Here is a 15,488-nt window from a genome sequence, read left to right on the forward strand (position 1 = left end):
TGCGGTGCGGTGAGTACGCTGGCCCGGTACGGAGGCCGTCCGAGCCCCGGGCGGACGGAGGCGGTCATGAGCGGCACCGGAGTACCGGGCGACGGCGGCACCCTCCCCGAGCGCACCGGCGACCGTCAGGGCGGGGGCGGGAGCGAGCGCTGGAAGGAACGCGGCGTCGCGCTGCGCGTCTTCGTCTACGTCTTCGCCACGCACCTGTTCGCGGGCTTCATCTGGATCCTCTTCTACGTGGGTGAGCACGCGAAGAAGTAGCGGAGGCGCTGCCGGGGAGCGTGCGCGCCGGCGCCCTGACCGGGCCCCGGCACAGGTGAGTTCCTCGCGACCGGGACCGCGCCTTCGGCTAAGCTCGCCCCCATGACCTCCGTACCGCGCCGGAACTGGTGGCGCTCCTTCTAGGAGCGGCCACCTCTTCAGCGCGGGACCAGGGCCGTTCGTTACGGACGGCCCTTTTTCTCTGCCCTTTTCCGGTACGGGCTCCGAGCCCGGCAGGGGCCGTCCTCCACGCACACACCATCGCGAGGAGAGACCAGCCATGACCACGACCCACGCCGACAGCACCGCCACGCTCGACGAGCGGATCCACCGGGACCCCGCCGCCTTCCGCGTCCTGACCGGCGACCGGCCCACCGGCGCGCTCCACCTCGGCCACTACTTCGGCACGCTCCACAACCGGGTGCGGCTCCAGAACCTCGGGGTGGAGACGTTCATCGTCATCCCCGACTACCAGGTGCTGACCGACCGGGACGTCGCCGAGCGGCTCGCGGCGACCATGGAGGGGCTGCTGCTGGACTATCTGGCCGTCGGCATCGACCCGGAACGCTCGGTGATCTTCAACCACAGTGCCGTGCCGGCGCTCAACCAGTTGCTGCTGCCGTTCCTGAGCCTGGTCTCCGTCGCCGAACTGGGCCGCAACCCCACGGTCAAGGACGAGATCGCGCACTCCCGCCAGGCTTCCGTCAGCGGCCTGATGTTCACCTACCCGGTCCACCAGGCGGCCGACATCCTGTTCTGCAAGGGCAATCTGGTGCCGGCCGGCCAGGACCAGGTGCCTCACCTCGAAGTGGCCCGGACAGTCGCCCGGCGGTTCAACGAGCGGTACGGACCCGTCTTCCCGGAGCCCGAGGTACTGCTCTCCGCCGCGCCCCTGCTGCTCGGCACCGACGGCACCAAGATGAGCAAGAGCCGGGCCAACTCCCTTGCCCTGAGCGCCGACGAGGACATGACCGCCCGCCTGATCAAGGGGGCGACGACGGATGCCGAGCGGCACATCACGTACGACCCCGAGAGGCGGCCCGGGGTCTCCGGGCTGGTGCTGCTCGCCGCGCTCTGCCTCGACCGCGACCCGCACGACGTGGCCGAGGAGATCGGCGGCGGAGGTGCGGCGGCCCTCAAGCGGACCGTGACCGACGCGGTCAACACCCGGATGGCGCCGATGAGGGCCCGGCGGGCCGAGTACGCCGGGGAGATGGGGTACGTGCGGTCCGTGCTGCGGGCCGGCAACGAACGCGCCAACGCCATCGCCGACGCGACACTGACGGAGGTGAGGCAGGCAATGGGAGGTCTGCTCTAGGACGCGTATCGGGTCGTGATCGATGAGTCGCCCTGGTGAGGTCTTCGATCCAGACCGTCGAGGGGCGCAGGTAGAGGCCGACGGGACCTCCTGGCCCCGGTGCAGACGGTTGGCCAGGCACCGAACTCGCTCGGCATCTCCCGCCGGTGCCCGCCGGTGCCCGCCGGCCGGAACCGCCGGATCACGTCCCTCGAACTGCTGCCGCAGGTCTTGAGGTACGGGCCGTACTCGCCGATCGGCAGGTGCGGCTCGATGAACTCCCACTCCTCGTACGTCAGTTGTGCGCGCGTCACACACGACGGTCTACGGGCCCAGGGTCAGGGCCAGGGCCTGGAACGGGGCGAAACCCGCGAATTGATCACGGCCCGATGCGCACCTCAGGCGGGCTGTGGGGCGGGCGTTTCCGGGGCGGCCGCGACGTTGCGGGTCTCGTGCATTATCAGCAGGCCGTTGACCACCATCAGTGTCGCGGTCAGGCAGTGGACGCCGAGCGCGGTGGCCACGGAGCCGTGGTGGGCCAGCACGTTGGTCATGTCGCCGTACGCGGCGAGGGCCTCCACCAGCAGCACCCAGCCCAGCGCCCGGCGGTGGCCGGTCACCAGCAGGATGCCCAGGACCAGGGCCAGGACGACGTCGCGGATTCCCTTGATGATCAGGAAGCCGTCGCCGTCGCCGGAGGGCCAGCTCGGCAGGCCGTAGCCCGGAGCCGTCGTCTCCGGGCTCAGGATGTACTCCGTCCCGAACCAGAGGATGAAGAGGATGAAAGCGGCGGCCAGGACGGTGTTGATCTTCCTCAGCGACATTGATTTCTCCATGCGAGTCTTCGTCAGCTTGGTGAGCTTCGTGGAACGTGACGGGACAAGAGCCGTCGGCATGCAGAGGCGAACCAGTGCATGTCGGGGCATCGGTGCTATCAGACGAGGGCGGCGACCAGCAGGGTGAACGCGGCAACGAGGACGGCGACGCGGATGTAGTGGTAGCGGTTCCAGCGGTGCAGCTGCTCCTTCCAGTCGGCGGGCCGGTTCTCGGGGGTCCAGGTCTTGTTCCGGTTGTTGATCGGGACGAGCAGCAGGATCGACATGACCACGCTCAGGATCAGCAGTCCGGCGGCGGTGACGACGAGTCCGGCGCCGTGGTGGTGCCATCCGGCGACGGCCCAGACCGCGCTGAGGACGAGCGAGCCTATGTACCAGAACGGCATCAGGGTGCCGAGCATCCGGCCGCCGTGGGCGTGGCCGAGCTGGCCGCTGTCCTCGGGAAGCGCGTCCAGGATCCGGTTCATGATGAAGGCGACGGAGAACTCCACCCCCACCATCAGGCCGACGGCGACGGTGGTGACGACCTGGAGTGTGTCGAGCATGGCGATCCCCCTGTGAGCTAGCGACGCTAGATGATGAGGCAACGCTAGTACTAGTCCCGCTTGATTGTCTAGCGATGCTAGGATCGACCCATGTCGGTACAGGAACGCAAGCAGCGCGAACGGGCGGAGCGCGAACGCCTCATCTTGGCGACAGCCCGCGAACTCGCCGAGCAGCAGGGCTGGGACGCAGTCACCACCCGCCGGCTCGCCGAACGGATCGAATACAGCCAGCCCGTCCTCTACAGCCACTTCCGCGGCAAGCGCGAGATCATCGGCGCCGTCGCCCTGGAAGGCGCCGCCGAGCTGGCCGCGGCGGTGCGTGCCGCGGCCTCCGGAGCGAGCGGCCCGCGCGAGCGGGTCGCCGCCCTCGCCCGCGCCTACCTCGACTTCGCCGAGCACAACCCGGCGGTCTACGACGCCTTGTTCCAGCTCGACGGCGGCCTGGCGTACGCGCAGGAGGACACCCCCGAGCCGCTGAAGGACGCCTTCGCCGCCCTGCTCGAGAGCCTCGCGGAGGCCGCCGGCGACGGCGTCCACCCGGGGCTGTTCACCGAGGTGTTCTGGGCGGCTCTGCACGGCCTGGCGACCCTGACCCGAGCGGGCCGCCTGCTGCCCGAGGACGCCGGGCCGCGGGTGGAACTGCTGGTGGACCGGCTCGTCACGGTCTGACACATCGTCCCGGCGGCACGCTCCCGGGACCCTCGGGCCCCCTCGCTGCCTGCCTGCGGCAACGCCTCCGGTCACGCGCACCCACACGGCGCAGCCGCAGACCGCCGGGTCCCGCACCCCGGACGGGGCACCCACCCCGGTGCGATGCTCACTGATCACGACCCGATACACGCCTACGGGACAGCCTTGGGGCCCTTCGTCAGTGCCGGGCCATCGAACCGCGCCTGCGCAGGAGTTCCGCCAGTCCCCGTCGGGTCGCGGCGATCACGACGCGGTCGGTGGGCTGGAGCACGTAACCGGGGTGCAGGTTCCAGACGAGACCGCCGGGCGGGGCGCCGGCCGGGGCGGTTCCGGGGGCATGCGGCGGTGGGGCGGGAGCGGCCAGGTCCGGCCGGCGGTCGGCGGGCGGGGCCGTGTCCAGGGCGAGGACCCGCCAGGCCCCGGCCCGGAACGCCTGCTCCACCGTCCGGCCCTCCAGCTGCGGGTGCCCGGCCACCTCGACCGCTGCGAACAGCATCACCTTCCGCTCGACCGGCACCGCCCCGAGGATCTGCCGGCCCATCATGGCGACGGCGAACGACGGCGCCGCCAGGTGGGAGACCGACCGGGAGCGGGTCAGCGCGTGCGGGTGGGCGGTGCGCAGGGTGCGGTAGACGGCGGTGGCGAACTCGTCGTCGAACAGCCGCAGCGTCACCCGCAGGTCCGGCTTGACCGAGCGTGCGTACAGCGCGGCCTCCAGGTTCGTGGTGTCGACGCTGGTCAGGGCGAGCAGTGCGCGGGACCGCCGGATCTTCGCGGCCTCCAGGACGCCCTCCTGCGTGACGTCCCCGAGGACCACCGGCACGTGCAGCCGCCGCGCGACGGGGATGCCGCGGGCGTCCGGGTCGTCCTCCACGCAGACCACGGGGATGCCCAGTTCGCGGAGCTGGACGAGGACGCGCGTGCCGATCTTGCCGAGCCCGAGCAGCACCACGTGCCCGGACAGGCCGCGCGGCGGGCGGCGCAGGGAGGAGGCCGTACGGAGCGATCCGAAGGCCTCCAGCACTCCGGCCACCAGCAGCGGCAGCAGCATCAGTCCGGCGACGCCCGAGAGGATCTGGATGATCTGGCGGGCCGTCTTGTCGCCGATCGCCGGGTCGCCCATCGCGAACAGGTCGAGCAGGGTCAGGTAGGCGGCGTGCAGCGGGTCGTCCCCGGTCGTGAAGGAGGACGCCACCGCCAGACCCAGTACGGCCAGGCCGACGCCCAGCGCGGACCAGCGCAGCCGCCGCGAGAAGACCTGGCTCAGCGGTGCGCCCCGGCCGCCCATGCGGCGTTCCCTGCCGGTGGGGCCCGGTTGGCTGACGGCCTCCAGGACGATGGTTCCGCGCCCGGTCGCGGCGGCCACCTGCGCCTGGTCGGGCAGGAGCCGGGGGCCTTCGTCGCCGCTGCTGTCGGAGCCCTCGGTGCCGGCCGGGTCATGGGTGGTGGAGGAGAGCAGGGCCAGCGTGCACAGGCCCGGGTCGGCGGCCTGGCCCGCGGGGGGCGGGGTGCGTTCGGCCGCGCGCAGGAGCAGGCCCTCCGCCTGGATCACCTTGCTGGACCCGGCGAGGGCGGTCGCCGCGAGGGCGGGGGCCGCGGTGTCGGCGTCGGAGAGCACGGTGGTGGAGGCGTCCAGCGCGGCCGGGTCCAGCCCCGGCGAGGCAACGGCGGCCGCCTGGTCGAGCAGGGCTTCGAGGTGCTGGCCGAGCTTGCGGTTGTAGAGCCGGATCACCAGCCGGACGCGGGGGTTGAGCCTGCGGGCGGTCAGCGCGGCGCGGATGTTGCGCTCGTCGTCGTCGTAGACCAGAGCCAGGGCGGCGGCCGTGTCGACACCGGCCTCCTCGAAGGCCTCGTACGAGGGTTCCGCGGCCTGGAGGATGCGGACCGCCTCCACTCCGGCGTTGGTGTCGCCGTCCCCGCCGCCGGTCCCGCCGTTGCCGTTGCCGAGTCCGGGCCCGCCGTTGCGGTTCATCGCCGACGACATCCGGCCGAAGAGGGCGGCTGCCCGGCCGCGCCCGGTCAGCGGCAGCTCCGGTCCGGCCGTACCGGGCTCCGGCGGCAGGACGAGGGTGACCCGCTCCCCGTAGACATAACGCAGCTCCACGGCGAGCCGCTGCGCGAGCGCGTCGTCGCCGCAGACGACCATGTGTCCGGAGAACGGGGAGCGTTGGGGCTGCTGGGGAAGAGGAGGCACATGTCCCAGCATGCCCTGCTCCCTTCTCGTGATCGATACGGTCAGCGGTCCTCGTGTCTCCCGGGAGGTGTCCCGGGAGGTGTTCCGGCGTGTGGCCCGGCGTCTGTCCCGGACGGTGGCCAGGCGAGCAGGTGGCGCGGGTCCGCGGCCCGGCTGATCGCCGATTCGACGGCCGCGATGCGGTCCGCGAGCAGCCCGAGCGCGGCCACCGCACGGGTCAGAGGATCACCGTCGGGTCCGCCGAGCGCCTGGGTGCGTACGTACGAGGCGGAGACGGCGGACCAGCGCTCTGCCTGCGAGGGGCTGAGCGTGCCGCGCAGGGATGCGAGTTTCAGCAGGGCCGCCTCGGCGCCCGTGGTGAGTGTCTGGGCCTCGCCCGTGTAGTGGTCGTCGATGACGGCGGACAGCTCGGCGTCGTTCATGACGGGCACGATGCGCTCGGCGATCCGGTTCATGTTGCGGTACGAGCCCTGCAGGCGGAACGGCGGCTCGGTGCGGGTCGCGTCGGTCTGCGCGGCCGACGCGATGTACGCGGCGTTGACGGAGAGGACGGTGTCGCGGGCGTGCAGCAGATGACGGAGCACGGCGGTGATCCGGTCCACCTCGGCCGGTGCGTAAGGGTGTTGGAGCCGGTCCGCACGGGCGTCGGCGTCGGTGCCGGAGGCGAGTCGCAGCAGCAGCGCGAGGTCCTCGCGGGACCGTCCGGCGAGCGGGGCGAGCACCGGGTTGGCGGTCAGCGCGTTCTCGACGAAGCTCAGCGCGAAGACGTCCTCGCGGCCGCTCAGCACCTCGCCCAGATTCCAGACGTCGGCCCGGTTGGCGAGCATGTCGGGGATCCGGAACCGTTCCCCGGACTCGGTGTACGGATTGCCCGTCATGCACACCGCGAACCGCTTGCCCCGCAGGTCGTAGCTGCGCGGCTGGCCGTCCCGCACACCCTCGATCCTGCGGGTGGCGTCGCAGAGCGGGATGAACTTCTGGAGCAGCTCCGGTGAGGTGTGCTGGATGTCGTCGATGTGCAGCAGGGTGTTGTTGCCGGCCTCCAGCGCGAAGTTGATCTTCTCGATCTCGCGGCGCGCGGTCGCGCTGCGGGCCTGGGCAGGGTCCAGCGAGGTCACGTCGTGGCCGAGGCCGGGGCCGCTGACCTTGACGAGGACCAGGCCGAGCCGGTCGGCGACGTACTCCATGAGCGTCGTCTTGCCGTAGCCGGGCGGCGATACGAGCAGCAGCAGGCCCTGCGAGTCGGTGCGCCGGTCGGCGTCGGCGGTGCCGAGCTGCTTGGCGAGGCTGTCGCCGATCAGCGGCAGGTACACCTCGTCGAGCAGCCGGTTGCGGACGAACGCGGACATGACGCGGGGCCGGTGGTCGTCCAGCCGCAGCCGGGTGCGTTCGGTGGTGACCAGAGTGGTGCGGCGGCGCTGATAGGCGCGGAAGCCGGGGACGACGGCGGTACGGAACTCCTCGGTGCGGGCCAGGAGTTCATCGATCCGGACGGGCAGCCGGCCCCGCTCGATGCGCGGGTGGACGCCCAGGAGGCCGTCCACGGTCGTGGTGAGGGGCGCGTCGCCCTCGTAGCGGGCCAGGACCGGCTCCGGGCACAGCTCGACGGCGACGGCCTCCGCGAGATCGCCCGCGTCCGGATCCGAACCGCTTGCCCGGGCGTACGAGGTGAGCCAGCCCTCCACGAGTTGGCGGCGGGCCGGCAGATCGTCCGCCAGAGCGGCCAGATCCTCGTCGTACGCCGAAGTGCCGGTCGTGCGACGGAACTTGTCCAGGAAGGTGCGGACCGGCTCGCCTGTGACGAACCCTTCCGGGCCGCTCGTCAGCTCCTCGAAGAGGTAGGCGGCGACGGCGCGGGAGCCGTCCCCCCGGATGGCCGCGGCCCACTCCTCCTGAAGCGCGGCGACGGCCGGGGTGAGACCGAACGTCTCGCGGGCGCGGGCCAGGGAGCGGGCCCGGCGCGTCCAGGACGTCCGGCGCGCCTCGTCCGTCCCGTACGCCCAGAAGAGCTGGGCGGCCGCCCGGACGGCGGGCGGGAAGCGCAACAGTCCCGCGGCCGTGTGCAGCCGCAGCAGAGCGTCCAGGATCGCCGTGGCGTCCTCGTCGTGGACACCGCGCTGGTACCCCTCGTCGTACGCGGCGGCAGCCGACTCCCGTACCAGGGAAGCTAGTTCACCGGCTTCCAGGGACCGCAGCCGGTCCGCGCCCTGCTCGGACAGGAGCCGGGCTGCCAGGTGCTCGCCCCGGTAGACGGACGGCGACTCGGAGGGCAGCAGCTGGTCCCAGTACGCGCGGGTGGCCCGGAAGTCCGGGTCGGTGACCGGGGCCCGGTAGTCGGTTCCGGTGACGGCGAAGGCGAGTCCGTCCCCCCGGGGCACCAGCGTCAGCTCGAACGGCTGGGTGTTCACGGCGAAGCGGTGACGGCCCAGCCGGATCGTCGCCCCTCCGTCCGCGTACAGCTCGCTGCGGTCGCGCAGCGCCCGTCCCGCCTCCTGGCGGGCGGCCAGCAGCTGCCCGTCGAGTTCCTCGGCCCTGACCGTGTCGCCGAGTCCGCGCAGCTCCCCGGCGGTGCGGCGGATCTTGGTGACCATCGGATCGGATGCGAAGTAGGTGTGCACGGCGTCCGCGTCGGGCAGCGCGGAACTGCGGCGCGCGACGGTCTCCAGCACCCGGGCGGCGGACGCCGCGAGGCGTTCGGTCCGGCGGGCGAGGGCGTCCTGAAGGGTCTGCCTGCGGGCCGAGAACGCCTCGTACACCTCCGTCCGCCGCTCGCCCAGCTCGGCCAGGAAGTCGTCGAACTCGGTGAACCGCGCCTCCAGGTTCTCCAGTTGCAGCAGCAGCCGCGCCAGCTGGTCGTCGCAGGCGTCCGGGGTGTCCGCGGCGGCCAGTGCGGCCGTGACGGCCTGCCCCAGCAGGGCGAACTCGGCGGCGAACTCGGCCCGGCCCTCCTGGTCGAGCAGCGCGCGCCGACGGGCGTCGAGCGTGGCGCGGGCCCGGTTCACCCCGCCGAGCACCTCGGCGATCCGCTCCAGGATCGAGGTGCGGACCACGCCGTCACCGATGTCGAGCCCGGCGACGACGTCCGTCACCGTGCTCAGCCCGTCCGTCATCCCCGCCAGCCGCTCGCCGAGCGCGGAGGCGTCGGTGACGGTGGTGAGGGCGGCGGCCTCCTCGGTGAGCCGGGCGACGTCCTCGTGGTAGTCGGCGAACGCGTCGTCCCCGGACAGGAACGCGACCGCACGCCGGCCCGCCGCGGTGACGTCGTCGGCGGTGGCGGCGGTGAGTTCGGCGATCCGCCCGGTGTCCGCGTACCGCATCTCGGAGAGCGTCGACAGGTGGCCGTGGGCGGCGCGCAGTTCGGTCAGCCGTCCGACCCATTCGGCGGCCGACCGGGGGGCCTCGCCGCGGACCCGGCGGACGAGAGCGGTGATCCGCTCGGCCGTCTCGGCGAGCGCGTCGGCGGCCCGTCGGGTCTGCTCCTGCACGGCGTCGAACTCGGCGAGCACCTGCTGTGCGGTGTCGCGGAGCGCGGCCAACGGCGCGCCGAGAGCTCCGAGTTCGCTCTCGTCCAGCCAGTGGTACCGGTCGGTGGCGCGGGCGCAGTCGGCCACCAGCTGTGCGTACACGGCACCGGTCGGGGTGGTCCCGTCGGCGCTGTGCGCGAGCGCGAGACAGTCGGAGATGCCGCGCACCAGATCGGCGTTGCCGATCCGGGCGAGGGGGCCCGCCCCGGCGGGGCGGGAGGCGGCACAGGTGTCGGAGACGTACGGCGTCTGCCAGCGCTGCACCGGGTGAACACGGGCCGGGCCGCCGTCCGGGCCCTCGACCGGGTCCCGCAGAACGACGAGCGAGCCGTCGTCGAGCAGTGCGTGGCCGCGGCCCTGGAGCGGGGTGGCGACCTCCTGCCGGATCACGTTGTACGGGAGCAGCAGGCTGCGCCCGTCCTCCCGCGAACGGAACACGTACAGGACGTCCTCGCCGTTGGGGGAGCGGACGGCACCCTCGAAGACGGGGTCGGTGAGCGGCCGGGCGATGTCGAAGGTCTTGGCGGTGCCGGAGGTCAGGTAGTAGCCGCCGGGGAAGATGATTCCCTGGTCCTCGGGGAGCCGGTGGCAGGCGGGACCGATCCCGTCCAGCCGCTGCACGGTGCCGAGGAGTCCGTTGAAGACGAGATGGCGCCAGGCCTCCTCCTTGTACGGCCGGATGCGCAGCAGCACGAGCGGACCGGACTCCGCGTACTCGACCTCGGCGTCGGCGAGCGACTGGAGGGGTTCGGTGACCGGCTCGCGGTAGATCCCGTCGGGGGATTCCGTGTCGTCGACGGTCTTGAGCGTGAGATGTCCGCCGAGCGTGGAGACGAAGAGCGGGGCACGCGCCCCGTCCCCCGGGCCGCCGACGGCGATGTGCGGATGCGGGCCCGCGATGTGGGCCTCGCGGCCCGCGACGGTCCAGGTGAAGTCGTGCGACGGCGGGAACACGTGGTCGCGCTCGCCGCGGGCGTCGAGGAAGGCACCGGGTGAGCCGTCGGCGTCGAGCGCCCAGCGCAGGACGCGGATGTCCTCGGCGGTCTCGCCGGTACGGAACACGGCGAGGAGCCGGCTGTCGGTACGGCGCAGCCGCAGCAGCCTGGCATCCCGGTAGTAGCGGTGCAGGCCGCTGAACTCGCGTACGAAGGCCTCGTCGGCGAGGAGGGGGCCGGTGGCGGGGGCCAACTCGGCGTCGTACAGCGTGAGTACGTCGTCGACGGCGGGCCCGTCGGCCCGGCCGGGGCCGCGCTCGAAGCCGAAGAGGAGTCGTCCGCCGATCGCGACGAGGTCGCGGGGGACGGACGGCTGCGCCGTCCGGACCTGCTCGCTGCCGAGCAGCCGCAGCCCGGTGGAGCCGAACTCCTCGGTCCGGCGTTCGTTGAGCGCTTCGGCGCGGCGGGCGAGCTCGGCGGCCTGGGTGCGGAGCCGCCGCCGCAGCACGTCGTACGCCCCGTCCTCGGGGCCGTCCGGGGGCGGCGGGGTGGCGGTGTCCATGCGTGCGGCTCCTCAGGGGCGGTTGGATGGCCTGCGGCCGGCGTTGTCCTCAATCGCCGGACGGGCTTGATCGGGGCCCGGGGCGGTTGAGCGTGCGGGTTTCCGGGCGTGCTGTCCGTCCTCTATCGCCGGACGGGCTTGGATTGCCCGCCGTTGTCGCGAGCCCGCGGTGAGCGATCCCGGTCGGCCGGCCGCATCCCCGTAGTGCGGCCACTTCCAGCCCGTCCAGCGATTGAGGGCGGACGGTGCTCGGGGGAGCTTCCAGTGGGCTGGTCCGGTCACTTCCAGCCCGTCCGGCGATTGAGGACAAAGGGACCCGGCTACCCCACCGGCGTACCGTTCCGCGAGGGCGAAGGGCTCGGCACCGCGCCCACCGGAACATCCGCCAGGCCCAGGGACCGGGCGTGGTCCAGGAGTTCGCGGACCTGGTCCGCACCCGCACCCCCCACCCCCGGCGCAGCCATCATCCGCATCAGCAGCGCCGACACCGTCAGGTTCTGCACGTCACCCGACGACACCGAGCCCAGCACCCGGGTCAGGTCGTCCGTGAACGACGACGTGCCGTTCAGCCACGCCCCGCCCAGCGCCTTCGCCGTGTCCGAGTTCTCGACGAACCCGTCGAGGCTCTTGCCCATCGAGATGGAAGAAACCAGCCGGTCGAAGAAGACCGAGTCCCCGCCGACGATGTCGATGTCGGCGTTCTCCAGGCCCGTGGCCAGCACCGTCGCCTGCGCCTCGGCGACCTGGCGCTGGACCTCCAGCCCCGCGAGCCTGATCTCCTTCTCCGCGGCCAGCCGCAGCCGGTACTCCTCGTGCCCGCGCGACGCGTCGTCCAGCGCCGCCATCGCGGCCGCCTTGTCCGTGAGCCCCGCCGCCTCGGCCTTCAGCTTCTCGCCGATCATCGCCGCGTCGGCCGTCGCCTGGGCCTGGGTGCCCTCCGCCGCCGCGAGCGCCTTGAGCCGGGCGCCCTCCGCCTCGGCCCTGAGCCGGGCGGACGTCGCCTCGGCCTCGGCCAGACCTGTCTTCTCGATGACCTCGGCCGCCGCGTCCCGCACCTGCACATCCGCGAGTCCGAGGGCCGCCGACTCCGCCTGGATCCCCTCGGCCAGCCGCAGCTTCGCCCGTGCGTCCAGGTCCGCGGTCTTCAGCCGGGCCTCCGCGAGCGTCAGCTGCTCGGCAGCCCGGTGGGTGGCCGCGGCCTCGGCGGCCTCCGCCGCCTTGATGTCCTTGACGAGCTGCTCCTGGGCCTCCGCCTCGGCGGCGATGATCACCGACTTGCGGGTGCGCTCGGACTCCTCGACGGACCGCAGCGTCTTGATGGACTCCTCCTGCTCGGCGACCGTACGGTCCACCGCGATGCGCTCGCGGATCACGTCGGCGACCTCGCGGCGCTCGGCCTCGACCTCCTTCGTCGCGGCGATGCGGTTGAGTTCGGTCTGCCGTTCGCGCCCGATGACCTCGATCATGCGGTCCTTCTCGATGCGCTCGTTCTCCACGGCGATGACCCGCTCGCGGTTCTTCTGCGCGACGGCGATCTCCCGGGCCTGGTTCTCCCGCTGGATGCCGAGCTGCTCCTCGGTCCGGATGAACGCGGCCTGGGCGCCCAGGCGTTCCTCCTCCTGGACCCGGGCGGTGGCCGCCTCCTCGCGGGCGCGCAGGGTCTCCACCTCGCGGCGCTGCTTGATCTCGGCCTCGGCCTGCCGGCGCTCCAGCTCCAGGATGGTCTCCCGGGCGTCCACGTCCTGCCGGGTGATCTCCTTCTGCTCGGTGCGCTGGAACTCGTTGGTGCGTACGTGCTCGATCGCCGTCAGCTCGGTGATCTTCCGAATGCCCTGTGCGTCGAGGATGTTGGCGCCGTCCAGCTGCACCATCGGGGTCTGCTCGAGAAAGTCGATCGCGGCGTCGTCGAGGTGGTAGCCGTTCAGATCGGTACCGATGACCCGGATGATCCGGTCCCGGAACTCCTCGCGCTTGGTGTACAGGTCGACGAAGTCCAGCTGCTTGCCGACGGTCTTGAGCGCCTCGGAGAACTTCGCGGCGAAGAACTCCTGGATCGCCACCTTGTCGCTGGCCCGTGCCGTACCGATGGCCTGGGCGACCTTGATGACGTCCTCGACGGTCTTGTTGACGCGGACGAAGAAGGTGATGTGGATGTCGGCGCGGATGTTGTCCTGGCAGATCAGGCCCTCGCGCCCGGTGCGGCGGATCTCGATCGTCTTCACCGAGATGTCCATGGACTCGGCCTGGTGCAGCACCGGCAGGACGACGGCACCGGTGAAGGTCACGTCGACCTTCTTGGTCTTGGAGATGATCAGGGCCTTGCCCTGCTCCACCTTGCGGAAGAGCCGGGTGACGATCAGCAGCAGGGCGATCGCGATGAGCAGGACCACGGCGATGAGCAGGCCGAGGCCCAAGGAGATGGCTTCCATGACAGTCCTTGGCGGCTGGTGGTGCGGAAAAGGAAAGGAAGAGGTGACGTGGGCGCGCCTGGTGCACGGGCCGGGCAGTACGGGCACGGGCAGCACGCGCACGACGAGGCGTGTGGCGCAGGGCGCGGGCGGACGCCCGGATCAGGCGGTGCGGCCGGGCGGCGTACGGCGGTGCGGACGCGGCAGTGCCGGCGGCGGTCCCGGGTCGAGCGCACGGTCGTACGGGGAGACCCAGAAGAACTCGCCCGCTTCGTCGTACGCGTACAGCAGCCCCGAACTCCCCGCAGTGAACGCGGTGTCGGCCGGTGCCAGCTGACGTACCTGGACGATCGCGGTGGATCCGTCGGCGGCGGCGACCTCGGCCTGGCCGAAGTCCGTACCGACCGAGCCGGTGCGGACCGTGCAGACGCGGCCCAGGAAGTCCTGGCGCGATGGAGGAGGCTGGTCGGCGAAGAAGCGGCGGAAGTGGTGGACCAGCAGCCGCGCCACGGCCCAGGCGACCAGCAGTGCCCCGACGAGGACGCCGAAGGAGAGCGCGGCCCGGGCGGTCCCGGTGGCGTCGCTGCGGTGCACCAGCACCGAACCGGTCAGGGCGGTGAACCAGCCGACGGCCACCATCACGGATACCGAGACGGTCACCGGGACGCCGCCGATGCCGGCGAGATCGGTGTCGAGGTCCGCGTCGAAGGAGTGGTGGTCGGCCGCACCGGCCAGGACGAGCAGCCAGAAGGCGATGACGACGACCAGCGCCGCGGAGAAGAGCACGGCCGGGAAGGACTGCGCCGCGGTCAGGAACTCCTGCATCGGTCCACCCCTGCCGTCCGTGCGGGGTCAGGCGGTGACCGCGGAGTCGCGGCGCCGTCCCAACGGCACCGCGACAGCCGGGTCTTCCCCCGTCCCCCTGCACCCCCGTGTTTCCCCCGTGGTCCCCCGGTTGGTGCTGACAGGATCGTGTCAGCCACGGCCGGTCGGCCGCATTGCCGGATTCCGGCAATCTTTCTCCGCGCTCGGTGCCGGGCACCGGCATGCCCGCGTATGCGTTGTGTAAATATCAATGGCGCATCAGGAGTGGAGGCGGGCGAGTGGCGGAACCGGTGATTCCCGGCAGTTTTCTGGAGGGCTACGCCCGGATCCTGGGCGAGGTCGCCGTCTCGGGCCGCCGGCTCACCCGGGAGGAGCTCGACACCCGCCGCACCCTCGGCAGGGAGGCCGCCGAGGCCGGGCACCAGTTGCGCGCGCTGGTCCGCATGCATCTGGCCGAGGCCCGCGGCACCTGGCCGGCCGCTGCCCCCGGAGCGACGCCGGCGGCCGCCGCCGCGTCCACCGAGAGCGTGCTGGCCGCGGTGGAACACGCCGTCGACGCGTTCGCCGAGGGTTTCGAGCGGGCCCAGCGCCTCACCGTCCGGCGGGAGGAGGCGGCCCGCCGGGAGTTCATCGACGACCTGCTGTACGGGCGCAGCGACCTGGGCCGGCTCGCCGAGCGCGCCACCCGGTTCGGGCTGCGGCTCTCCCGCGCCCATGCGGTGGCGGTGGCGACGGGCCCGGAGGCGTACACCGAGACCGACACCGTGCCGCGGCAGGTGGAGTCGGCGCTGCTGGCCCGGTTCGGCGGCCGCAAGATCCTGCTCACGACGAAGGACGGCCGGCTGATCTGCATCGCGCCCGGCAGCCAGCCCGATGTCCTGCGGTACTTCGCCAAGCAGGCGCACGCGGCGACGGACGGCGGCCGGGTGGCCATCGGCCGTGCCCACCGGGGGCCCGGCGGAGTGGTCCAGTCGTACGACGAGGCGCTGGACGCCCTCGACCTCGCGGACCGGATGGGCCTGGACGACCCCGTGCTGTACTCCGCCGATCTGTTGGTCTACCCCGTGCTGACCCGGGACCGGCAGGCGATGGCCGATCTGGTGCGCAGCGAACTCGGCCCGCTCCAGCAGGCGCGGGGCGGCGCGGAACCGCTGCTGAAGACGCTCACCGTCTACTTCGACGCGGGCTGTGTCGCGGCCGAGACGGCCCGGCGGCTGGCGCTGAGCGTGCGGGCGCTCACCTACCGGCTGGAGCGGATCCACCAGCTCACCGGCTCCGACCCGTCCGACCCGATGCACCGCTACACCCTGCAGACCGCGGTCATCGGCGCCCGGCTGCTGGACTGGCCGGCCAAGGAGGTCTGAGCCCCGGAGGCGGCCCGGCCGCTCCGGCCGCTGCCGGGTTCCGGCAG

The 15,488-nt window shown here is 72.4% G+C and carries 11 protein-coding genes; 4 read left to right on the forward strand and 7 right to left on the reverse strand.

The window, feature by feature from the left end:
* Positions 1-66 precede the first annotated feature (66 nt).
* Together ACIOEW_RS15455 and trpS are read left to right on the forward strand one after the other, a co-directional pair.
* Positions 67-261 carry a DUF6126 family protein gene (locus ACIOEW_RS15455; protein WP_401964222.1) on the forward strand — a complete coding sequence of 65 codons (195 nt, stop codon included), beginning with the start codon at positions 67-69 and terminating at the stop codon, positions 259-261.
* A gap of 280 nt (positions 262-541) precedes the next feature.
* Positions 542-1,579 carry a tryptophan--tRNA ligase gene (gene trpS / locus ACIOEW_RS15460; protein ID WP_362539684.1) on the forward strand — a complete coding sequence of 346 codons (1,038 nt, stop codon included), beginning with the start codon at positions 542-544 and terminating at the stop codon, positions 1,577-1,579.
* Here trpS and ACIOEW_RS15465 read toward each other — a convergent pair.
* The 3 genes from ACIOEW_RS15465 to ACIOEW_RS15475 all read right to left on the reverse strand — a co-directional run bounded on the left by ACIOEW_RS15465 (position 1,576) and on the right by ACIOEW_RS15475 (position 2,939).
* Entirely contained in the window at positions 1,576-1,872 is a 297-nt protein-coding gene (locus tag ACIOEW_RS15465) for a hypothetical protein (RefSeq protein ID WP_401964224.1), read from the reverse strand. The genes trpS and ACIOEW_RS15465 overlap by 4 nt on opposite strands.
* An 84-nt stretch (positions 1,873-1,956) precedes the next feature.
* Positions 1,957-2,382: a DUF4267 domain-containing protein gene (locus tag ACIOEW_RS15470; protein ID WP_401964455.1), complete on the reverse strand. Its 426-nt coding sequence runs from the start codon at positions 2,380-2,382 to the stop codon at positions 1,957-1,959.
* A gap of 110 nt (positions 2,383-2,492) precedes the next feature.
* Entirely contained in the window at positions 2,493-2,939 is a 447-nt protein-coding gene (locus ACIOEW_RS15475; protein ID WP_401964226.1) for an anthrone oxygenase family protein, read from the reverse strand.
* Between the two features lie 90 nt (positions 2,940-3,029).
* Between ACIOEW_RS15475 and ACIOEW_RS15480 the strand changes: the two genes are divergently transcribed.
* On the forward strand, positions 3,030-3,608 hold the full coding sequence (locus tag ACIOEW_RS15480; RefSeq protein ID WP_401964227.1) for a TetR/AcrR family transcriptional regulator: 579 nt from the start codon (positions 3,030-3,032) through the stop codon (positions 3,606-3,608).
* Positions 3,609-3,807: 199 nt separating this feature from the next.
* Here ACIOEW_RS15480 and ACIOEW_RS15485 read toward each other — a convergent pair whose 3' ends face one another.
* The 4 genes from ACIOEW_RS15485 to ACIOEW_RS15500 form a co-directional block, all read right to left on the reverse strand.
* Positions 3,808-5,835 carry an NAD-binding protein gene (locus ACIOEW_RS15485; protein WP_401964229.1) on the reverse strand — a complete coding sequence of 676 codons (2,028 nt, stop codon included), beginning with the start codon at positions 5,833-5,835 and terminating at the stop codon, positions 3,808-3,810.
* A gap of 29 nt (positions 5,836-5,864) precedes the next feature.
* Positions 5,865-10,844: a DNA repair ATPase gene (locus ACIOEW_RS15490; RefSeq protein WP_401964231.1), complete on the reverse strand. Its 4,980-nt coding sequence runs from the start codon at positions 10,842-10,844 to the stop codon at positions 5,865-5,867.
* Positions 10,845-11,164: 320 nt separating this feature from the next.
* On the reverse strand, positions 11,165-13,273 hold the full coding sequence (locus ACIOEW_RS15495; RefSeq protein WP_401964232.1) for a flotillin family protein: 2,109 nt from the start codon (positions 13,271-13,273) through the stop codon (positions 11,165-11,167).
* Positions 13,274-13,414: 141 nt separating this feature from the next.
* Positions 13,415-14,077 carry a hypothetical protein gene (locus tag ACIOEW_RS15500; protein WP_401964234.1) on the reverse strand — a complete coding sequence of 221 codons (663 nt, stop codon included), beginning with the start codon at positions 14,075-14,077 and terminating at the stop codon, positions 13,415-13,417.
* A 278-nt stretch (positions 14,078-14,355) separates the two neighbouring features.
* On the opposite strand from ACIOEW_RS15500, the gene ACIOEW_RS15505 reads away from it, so the two are divergent.
* Complete coding sequence (locus tag ACIOEW_RS15505; RefSeq protein ID WP_401964236.1) at positions 14,356-15,441, forward strand: PucR family transcriptional regulator; 1,086 nt, start codon at positions 14,356-14,358, stop codon at positions 15,439-15,441.
* The last annotated feature ends 47 nt before the right edge of the window (positions 15,442-15,488 follow it).

The organism is Streptomyces sp. NPDC087901 (assembly GCF_044742205.1).
Classification (GTDB): domain Bacteria; phylum Actinomycetota; class Actinomycetes; order Streptomycetales; family Streptomycetaceae; genus Streptomyces.

Bases quoted from the DNA above. Each gene is read 5' to 3' on its own strand.
- ACIOEW_RS15455 (WP_401964222.1), top strand. From the start codon at position 67: ATGAGCGGCACCGGAGTACCGGGCGACGGCGGCACCCTCCCCGAGCGC.
- trpS (WP_362539684.1), top strand. From the start codon at position 542: ATGACCACGACCCACGCCGACAGCACCGCCACGCTCGACGAGCGGATC.
- ACIOEW_RS15470 (WP_401964455.1), bottom strand. From the start codon at position 2,382: ATGTCGCTGAGGAAGATCAACACCGTCCTGGCCGCCGCTTTCATCCTC.
- ACIOEW_RS15475 (WP_401964226.1), bottom strand. From the start codon at position 2,939: ATGCTCGACACACTCCAGGTCGTCACCACCGTCGCCGTCGGCCTGATG.
- ACIOEW_RS15480 (WP_401964227.1), top strand. From the start codon at position 3,030: ATGTCGGTACAGGAACGCAAGCAGCGCGAACGGGCGGAGCGCGAACGC.
- ACIOEW_RS15485 (WP_401964229.1), bottom strand. From the start codon at position 5,835: ATGCTGGGACATGTGCCTCCTCTTCCCCAGCAGCCCCAACGCTCCCCG.
- ACIOEW_RS15490 (WP_401964231.1), bottom strand. From the start codon at position 10,844: ATGGACACCGCCACCCCGCCGCCCCCGGACGGCCCCGAGGACGGGGCG.
- ACIOEW_RS15495 (WP_401964232.1), bottom strand. From the start codon at position 13,273: ATGGAAGCCATCTCCTTGGGCCTCGGCCTGCTCATCGCCGTGGTCCTG.
- ACIOEW_RS15500 (WP_401964234.1), bottom strand. From the start codon at position 14,077: ATGCAGGAGTTCCTGACCGCGGCGCAGTCCTTCCCGGCCGTGCTCTTC.